Below are 10,988 nucleotides of genomic sequence, written 5' to 3'. Positions count from 1 at the left end.
CAGGTGCCCGCCAGCCTGTCGTACTCGGCCTGCGTCACCGGGAGGACCGTGCCATGCCGTGCGCCCGCCGGGAGAGCGGCGTTCTTCGTCTCGGTCCACGTGCCCGAGGCGAGATCGGCCGTCTCGAAGAGGACATAGCCGCGCCCGCCGAACTCGTCGATGAGCATGTACCACTTGTTCTCGGTGTTGGACCTGAACACCGCGGGCCCCTCGCCCCGGTCGACCACGCCCTTCCCGATGCAGTCGGCCACGAAGTCGTACGACGTGTCCGTCAGGCTCTTCGACTTCTCCGCGGTGATGAACTTCGAACAGGGGGTCCCGGAGGCCGGGTCCCGCTCGTCCTTGGTGAAGCGGTAGTAGTCGCCGCCGTCCTTCACCACCGTGGAGTCGATCACCGAGTAGCCCGGGTCGTTCCAGACCTTGGGCTTGCCGAAGGTACGGAAGTCCTTCGTCGTCGCGTACAGCATCTTGTTGTACGTCGACCCGGTGTGGTCCGGATCATCGGCGCCGTAGACCTTGGACGCCCAGAAGACGACGTACGCCTTCAGCTTCTCGTCGTAATACGCCTCCGGGGCCCAGGTGTTGCCCGCCGTGTCCGGAGCCACCTTCACCAGGCGCTGGTCGGTCCAGTGGACCAGGTCGGTCGACTCCCACACCATGACCGACTTGCTCCCGGTGCGCTGCACCTGGTCCCAACTGCCGCCACTTCCCCCGTACATCCGCAGGTCAGTGGCTATCTGATAGAACTTGTCGCCCTTCGGGGAGCGGATGATGAACGGGTCGCGCAGCCCCTTGGTGCCGAGCTGCGAGGTGAGCACCGGTTTGCCGCCGTTCAGCTCGCGGTAGCGCGTGGGATCGTTGCCGCGGCTGAGCGCCATGCGGATCTGCTCGCCGTCCGCGGTGCCCTCACCGGTGAAGTAGCTGAAGAGGTAACCCGCGTACTTCGCCTTCGCCTTCGCCGGGGCGGGGCCCGGGTGTGCGGCGGCGGGGGCGGCGAGCAGACCGGCCATCAGGGCAAGCAGCGGGATCAGGATTCTCGGGCGCAAGATGTCTCCTCTCTGGGCCGCGGCGACGCTCAGCGCGCCGAGAAGGTGTGCACCGTGCTTGACCGGTAGGTCTCACCGGGCCGCAGCACCGTGGAGGGGAACTTCGGCTGGTTCGGGGAGTCCGGGAAGTGCTGCGTCTCCAGGCACAGCCCGTCGCTCTGGCGATAGGTGTGTCCCGAGGGCCCGGTGAGGGTGCCGTCCAGGAAGTTCCCCGAGTAGAACTGCACGCCCGGCTCGGTGGTGGCGATCTTCATGGTGCGGCCCGACTCCGGGTCCCGCAGCGTGGCGAAGGGCTCGGGGCGCTTCGTGATGCCCTTGTCCAGGACCCAGTTGTGGTCGAAGCCCTTGGCGGTCACCAGCTGCTCGTGCGAGGTGCGGATGTCCTTGCCTACGGTCTTCGCCCGCCGGAAGTCGAAGGGGGTGCCCGCGACCTTCGCCAGCTCGCCCGTCGGGATGAGCCCGGCGTCGGTGGGCGTGAACCGGGCTGCGGCCAGGGCCAGTTCATGGCCCAGGATGTCGCCGCTGCCCTCGCCCGCGAGGTTGTAGTACGTGTGGTTTGTCAGGTTCACCACGGTGGCCTTGTCCGTGGTCGCCGCGTAGTCGATGCGCCAGTCACCGCGGGAGGTGAGCGTGTACGTCACGGTCACCCGAAGCGTGCCGGGGTAGCCCATCTCGCCGTCGACGCTCGTGTAGTGCAGGCGCAGACCGACACCGGAGGAGTCCGCGAACGGATCCACGTCCCACACCCGCGTGTTGAAGCCCTTGGCCCCGCCGTGCAGGCTGTTCTCGCCGTCGTTGACGGAGAGCTGGTGGGTCTTGCCGTCGAGGGTGAAGCGGCCCTTGGCGATGCGGTTGCCGTAGCGGCCGATGAGCGCGCCGAAGAAGGTGGTTCCGGCGGTGTACGCCTCGATGGTGTCGTAGCCGAGGGAGACGTTGGTGTACCGGCCGTGCCGGTCCGGGAGTTCGAGGGACTGCACGATGCCGCCGTACGAAAGCACCTTCATACGGGTGCCGCCGTTGGCAAGGGACCAGCGGTACACCTTGGTGCCGTCGGCGAGCTTCCCGAAGAGCTCCTTGGTGGGCTTGCGGCCCGCCGAGGTGGCGTACGAGGTGCCGGTGACGGCGGCGGTGAGGCCGGCGGCGGCAGCCGTGGCCAGGACGGTGCGTCTGCTCGTTTCCATGTGCGGCTCCAGACAGGGAAGGTGGGTGTAGGGACGAGCGGCCTTGTTGAGGCTTGGTGCGGTGCCGGGCCCCGTCAGGGGCGCGGGGAACTGCGCGATCAGCCCCCACCGGCCCGCGGGTTCAGCACTGTGTTTCCTGCGGTCGCCTAGCGACCGACCTTGCGCTTGTTCCAGACGTCGAAGCCGACCGCGGCCAGCAGTACGAGGCCCTTGATGACCTGCTGGTAGTCGGTGCCGATGTTGACCAGGGACATGCCGTTGTTGAGGACACCGAGCACCAGGCCACCGATCACGGCGCCCATCACCGTGCCGACACCGCCGCTCATCGACGCGCCGCCGATGAACGAGGCCGCGATCGCCTCGAGTTCGAAGTTCAGACCCGCCTGCGGAGTACCGGCGTTCAGACGTGCCGCGTACACACAGCCCGCGAGCGCGGCCAGCACACCCATGTTGACGAAGATCAGGAAGGTGACGCGCTTGTCCTTGACGCCGGACAGCTTCGCCGCCGCCTTGTTGCCGCCGAGCGCGTAGATGTGGCGCCCGACGACCGCGTTGCGCATCACATAACCGAGGGTGATGAGCAGGCCGCACATGATGAGCAGCACGACGGGTACGCCGTGGAAGCTCGCCAGGGTCAGCGTGAAGGCGATGACGGCGGCGGAGACCGCCACCAGCTTGGCCACCCACAGGCCCGTCGGCGTCACGTCGAGCTCGTAGGCCAACTGCTGCTTGCGGCTGCGCCATTCACGGAAGAGCAGGAACGCGACCGTCACGAACCCGAGCACAAGGGTCGGGTTGTGGTACTGCGTGTACGGGCCCATCTCGGGGATGAACCCCTTGGCGATGTTCTGGAAGCCCTCGGGGAACGGCGAGAGCGACTGGCCCTCGAGGACGATCTGCGTGAGACCGCGGAAGAGCAGCATCCCGGCCAGCGTCACGATGAACGACGGGATGCCGACGTACGCGATGAAGAAGCCCTGCCACGCGCCCGCGACCGCCCCGATCAGCAGCGAAAGGACGAGGGCCAGCACCCACGGCATGTCGTGTTTGACCATCATCACCGCCGACATGGCACCCACGAAGGCGACCAACGAGCCGACGGACAGGTCGATGTGGCCGGCGATGATGACGATCATCATGCCGATGGCCAGGATGAGGATGTAGCCGTTCTGCTGGATCAGGTTGGAGACGTTGTTCGGCAGGAGCAGCGTGCCGTCGGTCCAGATCTGGAACAGGATGACGATGAAGGCCAGGGCGACGAGCATGCCGTACTGGCGCATGTTGGAGCGCACGCTCTGCAGCAGCAGATCACGGGCGGATTCCTTGGCGGACGGCGTGGACGACGCGTCACGTGGTGGTGTGGTCGTGGTGGTCATGGCGGATGCCTCAGCTTCTGTTCTTGGTCATGTGGCGCATCAGGAGTTCCTGGGTGGCGTCCGCGCGGTCGACCTCACCGGTCAGCCGGCCCTCGGCCATCGTGTAGATCCGGTCGCACATCCCGAGCAGTTCGGGCAGTTCGGAGGAGATGAAGAGCACCGCCTTGCCCGAGGCCGCCAGCTTGTCGATGACGGTGTAGATCTCGTACTTGGCACCGACGTCGATGCCGCGCGTCGGCTCGTCGAGGATCAGCACCTCGGGGTCGGCGTGGATCCACTTGCTCAGGACGACCTTCTGCTGATTGCCGCCGGAGAGCCGCCCCACCTGCTCGAAGACGGTGGGGGCCTTGATGTTCATCGACTTGCGGTAGCGCTCGGCGACGGAGCGTTCATGGTGCTCGTCGACGAAGCCGTCCTTGCGCCGCATGCCCGGCAGAGAGGCCAGGGAGATGTTGCGGTTGATGTTGTCGATGAGGTTCAGGCCGTACTGCTTGCGGTCCTCGGTGACGTACGCGATTCCGGCGTCGACCGCGGCGGGCACGGTCTTCGTCACGACCTCTTGCCCGCCGACGGCCACCGTGCCGGCCACGTACGAGCCGTACGAACGCCCGAAGACGGACATCGCCAGCTCCGTGCGGCCCGCGCCCATCAGGCCCGCGATGCCGACGATCTCGCCGCGACGCACGGTCAGCGACACGTCGTCGACGACCTTGCGCTGATGGTCGACCGGATGCCGCACCGTCCAGCCCTGAACGGACAGGGCGAGGGATCCGGCGTCCTGACCTTCATAGGGAGTGCGGTCGGGGAAGCGGTGGTCGAGGTCGCGGCCGACCATGCCGCGAATGATGCGGTCCTCGGCCACCTGCGGTTCGGACGTGGGAGTCTCACGGACCGTCAGGGTCTCGATGGTCTGCCCGTCGCGCAGGATCGTCACCGAGTCGGTGATGGCCCGGATCTCGTTCAGCTTGTGCGAGATGATGATGCAGGCGATGCCCTGCTCGCGCAGCTCCAGGATGAGGTCGAGCAGCTTGGCGCTGTCGTCGTCGTTGAGCGAGGCCGTCGGCTCGTCCAGGATGAGCAGCTTCACCTCCTTCGACAGGGCCTTGGCGATCTCCACCAACTGCTGCTTGCCCACGCCGATGTCGGCCACCGGAGTCTGCGGCTTCTCGCTCAGACCGACCCGCTTGAGCAGCGCGCTCGCCCTGCGCAGCGTGTCGTTCCAGTCGATGAAGCCCCGGGTGCTCTGTTCGTTGCCGAGGAAGATGTTCTCGGCGATGGACAGATACGGGACGAGCGCCAGCTCCTGATGGATGATCACGATGCCGTGTTTCTCGCTGGCGCGGATGTCCTTGAAGGCCATCTTCTTGCCCTCGAAGTGGATCTCGCCGTCGTAACTGCCGTGCTCGTGAACGCCGCTGAGGACCTTCATCAGGGTCGACTTGCCGGCGCCGTTCTCGCCGCAGATCGCGTGGATCTCCCCGGCTCTGACGGTCAGATTCACCTCGGAGAGCGCCTTGACGCCGGGGAACGTCTTGGTGATGCCGCGCATCTCCAGTACGGGGCCGCTCACTTGAGCTGCCCAGCTTTGAAGTAGCCCTCGTCGATGAGGAGCTGGGTGTTGGACTTGTCGACGCTGACCGGGTCGAGGAGGAAGGACGGCACGGTCTTCTTGCCGTTGTTGTAGTCCTTGGTGTTGTTGACCTTCGGCTTCTTGTCGTTCAGGACCGCGTCGCCCATGGACACCGTCCGCGCGGCCAGCTTTCGGGTGTCCTTGAACACCGTCTGCGTCTGCTCGCCACGGATGATGGACTTCACCGACGCGAGCTCCGCGTCCTGCCCCGTGATCACCGGCAGCGGCTCGCTCTTGGAGCCGTACCCCGCGCTCTTGAGCGCGGAGATGATGCCCATCGAGATCCCGTCGTACGGCGAGAGGACCGCGTCGACCTTCGCCGAGCCGTAGTTCTTGCTGATCAGGTCGTCCATGCGCTTCTGCGCGGTGCCGCCGTCCCAGTCCAGAGTGGTGGCCTGGTTCATCTTCGTCTGCTTGCTGCGGACGGTGAGCTGGCCGCTCTTGAAGTACGGCTCGAGCACCTTCATGGCGCCGTTCCAGAAGTACTTCGTGTTGTTGTCGTTCGGCGAACCCGCGAACAGCTCTATGTTGTGCGTGTCGCCGCCCTTCTCCGGCTTGCCCAGCTTCAGCTTGTCGACGATGTACTGGGCTTGCAGGCGGCCGACGCGCTCGTTGTCGAACGACGCGTAGTAATCGACGTTGTCCGTGCCGAGGATGAGGCGGTCGTACGAGATCACGGGGATGCCCGCGTCGTGCGCGCGCTGCAGGACCTCGCTGAGCGCGGAGCCGTCGATGGCGGCTACCACGAGGAGGCTGCGCCCCTTGGTGATCATGTTCTCCAGCTGGGCGATCTGGTTCTCGACCTTGTTGTCGCCGTACTGCAGATCGGTCTTGTATCCGGCCTTCTTGAACTGCTTGGCCATGTTGTTGCCGTCGGCTATCCACCGCTCGGAGGCCTTGGTGGGCATCGCGAGGCCGATGGTGCTGCCCTTGCCCTCGTCAGGCTGGTAGCGGCTGCCGCCCTTGGCCTCCTGGCCGCAGGCGGTCAGCGAGCCGAGCAGGACGGCCGTGGCAACGGCGGCGGTGAGACGTACTTTTCTGGCTGTGCGGGTACTCATGGGTCAGTCCCCTTCCGGGACGGGGAAGCGCTGGAGCTCACCCGGCAGGCGGGAGCCGAGCGGCGACATGCCGCCGTCCGCTCCGTGCCGGGCGAGCAGGTCGAGGACGAGCCGGCCGCGTCGGACCCGCTCCCGGGCGGTGGCCAGCGTGTGCTCGCGCAGCTGGGCGCCGTAGGGGTAGATGCCGGGGGACTTGCTCAGGCCGAACTTGAGGTAGAGCGGGGCGCCGCGCCGGATCAGCTCGGCCGCCTCGTACATCCGGACGTAGCCGCCGAGGTCGTCGGGCGCCTCGACGTACAGGTCCATGGGGGCGCGGCTGGCCCGGCGGATCTCGGTGAGGTGGTCCAGGGTGAGGTCGGATGGGATGTTGAGCGAGTCCCCGCCGAGCCGCTCGAAGACCGCGTACGAGGCCGGGTTGACCGGGCCGATCAGGGCCGACAACTTGAACGTGGTGTCGGCGGGGAGCACCCCGGCCACCCGCAGCCGGTGCAGCGTCCACAGCACCCCCTCGTCGGCGACGAGCAGGCAGCGCACCCCCAACTCCGTGGCGCGTACGGCGTCTTCGACGCATCCGGCGAGCGCGTCATGACCGCGCGAGCGCAGTCCGGCGCCGCCCGAGTCGCTGCGGGTCGCGGCCCCGATGTCCCAGGTGCCGCGCGGCCCGGTGAACAGGCAGAGCTCGATGTCCCGTTCGGCGCAGGCCTCCACCATCTCGGTGATCTCGTCGTCGGTGAGCATCCAGATGCCGCTGCCCTGGCTGATCCGGTGGATCGGCACATCGAGCCGCGAGCTCTCCTTGAGGACGACGCCGAGCGCTTCGGGACCTTCCACGGAGGGGATCTCGGTGCGCCAGGTGCCGCCGTCGGGAAACGCGTGCGGCGACGCGTCGGCCGGGTCGACGGCGGGTACGGGGTGCCCGATACGGGCGAGGGCGTCGACGCCGGGGCGGCGGGGTACTGACGGGCTGGTCACGGGACTCCCATACGCTGTGAATTCTGCTGTGTTCGATATTTCGTACGTCGGTCGGTTCGGTGGGTGGGCGTCGGCACGGGCCGCGCCCACCCGGTGGGTCAGGGGCGCAGCAGCACCTTCCCGGTCTTCGGGTCGCCGCCGCCGACCAGCGCGACGGCCTCGCCGAAGCGCTCAAGGGGGAACTCGTGCGTGATCAGCGGTGCCGGGTCGAGCAGCCCGAGCCCGAAGGCACGCACCGCGTCCGACCAGGCGGAGGACGGGGCGCCGAAGACGCTGCGCACCTCCAGCTGGCTCAGCGACAGATGCACCGGGTCGATGCCGGTCGCGCCGGGCGTGAACATGCCGGTGAGGATCACCCGGCCGCCCCTGCGCGCAAGGAGACAGGAGGAGGCTGCCGTGCCCGGCGCGCCCGCCGTCTCCACCACCAGGTCGAAGCGGCCGTGGTACGCCTCCGCCTCGGCCGGTGTCAGGCTCTCGCTCGCGCCGAACTCCAGGGCCTGGCGGCCCCGCTCGGCCCGCGGGTCGATCACCACGAGCTCGCCGGGCGAGGAGGCGGCGAGCAACTGCACCGCGAGCATCCCGAGGGTGCCCGCGCCGACCACCGCGATCCGCTCGCCGGGCCGTGGCCGCCCCGTCCGCACCGCGCCCGCGATCACCGCGGCGGGTTCGAGCAGAGCGGCGGCGGCCAGATCCGCGTCCGGGGCCAGCAAGTGCAACAGCCGTGCGGGGACGGCCACATGGTCGGCGAAGGCACCGGGCTCGGTGAACCCGGTCTCCGCGTAACCGCCGCCGCACAGGCTTGTCTCGCCCTCACGGCAGCGCTCGCAGGTGCCGCAGGCGCGGAACCCCTCGGCGACGACCTTCTGCCCGGTGAGCGCCGGGTCGACGCCCTCGCCGGTGGCCTCGACGGTGCCCGACCACTCGTGTCCGGGGATCACGGGGTAGCGCACATAGGCGGCGTCCCGGTGACCGTCGTACACCTCGCGGTCGCTCATGCAGATCCCGGCCGCGGCGACCCGCACCAGGACCTCGCCGGGCCCCGGCTCGGGCCGCGCGCCGACCGTGAGCCGGTGCGAGCCCGGCCGGTCGACGACGATCGCGCGCGAGTCGGTGGTCACTTCCCGGCCGCCTTGGGGGCCCGCTTCTCCCAGCCCTCGGCCCACAGGTCGAACCGCGCCTGCTGCTGCGGGAACTCGGCCGCCGCGTCCGTGTCCAGCTCGACGCCGAGGCCCGGCTCGTGGGACACCTCGAAGTAGCCGTCGACCACCTGCGGGGCGCCCTTGACGACCTTCTTGATCTCCGCGTCCGCGAAGTCGTTGAAGTGCTCCAGGATCTTGAAGTTGGGCGTGCACGCGGCGACTTGGAGCGAGGCCGCGGTTAGCACCGAGCCGCCGACGTTGTGCGGCGCGACCAGCATGTAGTGCGTTTCCGCGGTCGCGGCCAGCTTCCGCGTCTCCAGGATGCCGCCGATGTGGCCGACGTCCGGCTGGATGATGTCGGCGGCCTGCGACTCGAAGAGCTCACGGAACTCGATCCGGTCGTGGATGCGCTCGCCGGTGGCGATCGGCATGTCCACCTTGGCTGCGACCTTCTCCAGCGCCTTGAGGTTCTCCGGCGGCACCGGCTCCTCGAGCCAGGCGGGCCTGAACGGCGCGAGGTCCTTGGCCAGGCGCACCGCCGTGGACGGGCTGAAGCGCCCGTGCATCTCCAGCATCAGCTCGGCGTCCGGACCGATCGCGTCCCGCACCGCCTCGATCAGCGAGACCGCGTACGAGGTCCCCGCCTGGTCGAGCTCGTAGTGCCCGGTGCCGAACGGGTCGATCTTCAGGGCGCGGTAGCCCCGCTCGACCACGGCCTGAGCCGCCTTGTGGTACGCCTCCGGAGTGCGCTCGGTGGTGTACCAGCCGTTCGCGTACGCCTTGACCTTGTCGGTGACCTTCCCGCCGAGCAGCTGCCAGACCGGCACACCGAGCGCCTTGCCCTTGATGTCCCAGCAGGCCATCTCCACGCAGGCGATGCCCGACATGACGATCTCGCCGGCCCGGCCGTAGTCGCCGTACTTCATCCGCCGTACGAGATCCTCGACCGCGAACGGATCGGACCCGACGATGTGGTTGGCCGCCGCCTCGCTGAGATAGCCGAGCAGCGCGTCGGTGTGGCCGAGCATGCGGGTCTCGCCGACGCCGGTGAGACCTTCGTCGGTGTGGACCTGGACATAGGTGAGATTGCGCCAGGGCGTTCCCACCACATGCGTGCTGATTCCCGTAATACGCAAGGCAATTGCCCCTTGGTTGTTCGGTATTTCGTCACACGTTCGAAATGTTGGCGTGACCGTATTCAGGCAGGCGGCAGGGTGTCAATGGGTCTGGCGAAACGGTCTTGGGCCCACTGAAACCTCCAGGCCGTTGCGCGGCGAACGTCGCTGTGTCTAGCCTGTGTTCGTCATATCGATCGTTGACCGAAGTTTCGGACGCATCCAGGGGTGCGATTTCGGACGCACGGGGTGGGAGGCCGACCATGGGACGACTGGTGCCTGCGGTGACCAGGGCGCTGGACATACTGGAGCTTTTCCTGGAGGGCGACGGGACGCTGTCCGCCCCCGAGGTGACCCGCAGGCTCCAGCTGCCGCGCACCACCGTGCACGAACTGCTCACCACACTCGCCGCCCGGTCCTACCTTGTCCAGATCCCGGACCAGAGCGGCCGCTACCGCCTGGGTGTACGCGCCTACCAGCTCGGCAGCCGGTACGCGGAGCAGCTCGACCTGGCCGCCGAGGGTCAGCAGGTGGCCCGCGAGGTCGCCGAGACCTGCGACGAGACGGTCCATGTCGCCGTCCTTGAGGACACGGACGTCATCTACATCGCCAAGGTGGACTCCACGCACGCCGTCCGCATGGTCTCCGCCGCGGGTCGCAAACTCCCCGCCCACTGCACGTCGGTCGGCAAGATGCTGCTCGCGTCGCTGGCGCCGTCCGAGCTCGAAACCCGCCTGGCGGGGCGGGAGTTGGTGGCGATGACGCAGAACAGCATCACGGAGCCGAAGGAGCTGCTCGCGGCGCTCGCCGATATCCGGGAGCGGGGAGTCGCCGCCGAACACCGGGAGTCCAACCCGGACGTGAGCTGTGTGGCGGCCCCGGTCCGCGACAGCGCGGGCCGCGTCGTCGCGGCGCTCTCCATCTCCGTACCGATGATCCGCTGGAGCGAGCAGCGCGAACAGGAACTCGCCGGTCTGGCCGCCAAGGGCGCGGGTGACCTTTCGGAGCGCCTTGGTCACCGGGGCGGGCGGTAAGGCCCCGGTGTCCTAACTCGGACACCAGCCGCAAACCAGCCGGGTGATCACGCGCCCGCCGCCGTGGCGGCCTGTTCGTCGTGTTCCCGCAGCATCCGCATGACGGTGGCGGCCGAGGGGTGCCGGCCCCGCCGATGGTCTTGCCACGCTTGCGGGCGGATTCGTGGCCTTCGAGGGTGCGGTCGCGACTCGCGCTCCATGCCGGACATCGCGGCGAGCACCGTGAACACGATCCCGGAGGGGTCGTGCGAGCCCTTGAGCTCCCCGGTGAGGAACTCCAGGCCGACGTCGCTCGCCTTCAGCTCAGGGCGCATCGTGGCGCGAGTGGAGATCTTCTCCGAGAAGACCCGCGTCACCCCGGCCTCGGCGAGGGACTCGAGCTGTGCGTCGAGGGACTGCCGGGCGGTCGAGGCGCGGGCGTATCCGACTGGACCGAG

8 protein-coding genes and 2 pseudogenes are annotated in these 10,988 nt (G+C 68.2%); 1 reads left to right on the top strand and 9 read right to left on the bottom strand.

The window, feature by feature from the left end:
* Positions 1–11 precede the first annotated feature (11 nt).
* From ACGFX9_RS10500 to ACGFX9_RS10465, 8 genes and pseudogenes are all read right to left on the bottom strand, one after another.
* A pseudogene (locus ACGFX9_RS10500) lies at positions 12–1,010 on the bottom strand (glycoside hydrolase family 43 protein); the annotation flags it as partial.
* A 65-nt stretch (positions 1,011–1,075) separates the two neighbouring features.
* On the bottom strand, positions 1,076–2,227 hold the full coding sequence (locus ACGFX9_RS10495) for an aldose epimerase family protein (protein ID WP_393467885.1): 1,152 nt from the start codon (positions 2,225–2,227) through the stop codon (positions 1,076–1,078).
* 146 nt (positions 2,228–2,373) lie between these two features.
* The gene (mmsB, locus tag ACGFX9_RS10490) at positions 2,374–3,603 is read right to left on the bottom strand and encodes a multiple monosaccharide ABC transporter permease (protein ID WP_393467881.1); all 1,230 of its coding nucleotides are present in this window, start codon (positions 3,601–3,603) and stop codon (positions 2,374–2,376) included.
* A gap of 10 nt (positions 3,604–3,613) precedes the next feature.
* Positions 3,614–5,152 carry a multiple monosaccharide ABC transporter ATP-binding protein gene (gene mmsA, locus ACGFX9_RS10485; RefSeq protein ID WP_393468347.1) on the bottom strand — a complete coding sequence of 513 codons (1,539 nt, stop codon included), beginning with the start codon at positions 5,150–5,152 and terminating at the stop codon, positions 3,614–3,616.
* Positions 5,153–5,169: 17 nt separating this feature from the next.
* On the bottom strand, positions 5,170–6,291 hold the full coding sequence (gene chvE / locus ACGFX9_RS10480; RefSeq protein ID WP_393467877.1) for a multiple monosaccharide ABC transporter substrate-binding protein: 1,122 nt from the start codon (positions 6,289–6,291) through the stop codon (positions 5,170–5,172).
* 3 nt (positions 6,292–6,294) lie between these two features.
* Positions 6,295–7,263: a hypothetical protein gene (locus tag ACGFX9_RS10475; RefSeq protein ID WP_393467874.1), complete on the bottom strand. Its 969-nt coding sequence runs from the start codon at positions 7,261–7,263 to the stop codon at positions 6,295–6,297.
* 98 nt (positions 7,264–7,361) lie between these two features.
* Entirely contained in the window at positions 7,362–8,381 is a 1,020-nt protein-coding gene (locus ACGFX9_RS10470) for a zinc-binding dehydrogenase (protein WP_393467871.1), read from the bottom strand.
* On the bottom strand, positions 8,378–9,538 hold the full coding sequence (locus ACGFX9_RS10465; RefSeq protein WP_393467868.1) for a mandelate racemase/muconate lactonizing enzyme family protein: 1,161 nt from the start codon (positions 9,536–9,538) through the stop codon (positions 8,378–8,380). Before ACGFX9_RS10465 ends, ACGFX9_RS10470 begins: the two co-directional genes overlap by 4 nt.
* A gap of 242 nt (positions 9,539–9,780) precedes the next feature.
* On the opposite strand from ACGFX9_RS10465, the gene ACGFX9_RS10460 reads away from it, so the two are divergent.
* Entirely contained in the window at positions 9,781–10,551 is a 771-nt protein-coding gene (locus tag ACGFX9_RS10460; protein WP_393467865.1) for an IclR family transcriptional regulator, read from the top strand.
* 47 nt (positions 10,552–10,598) lie between these two features.
* Here ACGFX9_RS10460 and ACGFX9_RS10455 read toward each other — a convergent pair.
* Positions 10,599–10,967, bottom strand: a pseudogene (locus ACGFX9_RS10455) (recombinase family protein); the annotation flags it as partial.
* Positions 10,968–10,988 lie beyond the last annotated feature (21 nt).

The sequence above is a fragment of the Streptomyces sp. NPDC048436 genome (genome assembly GCF_043200355.1).
In the GTDB taxonomy this organism is placed as follows: domain Bacteria; phylum Actinomycetota; class Actinomycetes; order Streptomycetales; family Streptomycetaceae; genus Streptomyces.
This window is presented reverse-complemented; position numbering and strand designations above follow the sequence as displayed.

Bases quoted from the DNA above. Each gene is read 5' to 3' on its own strand.
- mmsB (WP_393467881.1), bottom strand. From the start codon at position 3,603: ATGACCACCACGACCACACCACCACGTGACGCGTCGTCCACGCCGTCC.
- chvE (WP_393467877.1), bottom strand. From the start codon at position 6,291: ATGAGTACCCGCACAGCCAGAAAAGTACGTCTCACCGCCGCCGTTGCC.
- ACGFX9_RS10460 (WP_393467865.1), top strand. From the start codon at position 9,781: ATGGGACGACTGGTGCCTGCGGTGACCAGGGCGCTGGACATACTGGAG.
- mmsA (WP_393468347.1), bottom strand. From the start codon at position 5,152: ATGCGCGGCATCACCAAGACGTTCCCCGGCGTCAAGGCGCTCTCCGAG.
- ACGFX9_RS10495 (WP_393467885.1), bottom strand. From the start codon at position 2,227: ATGGAAACGAGCAGACGCACCGTCCTGGCCACGGCTGCCGCCGCCGGC.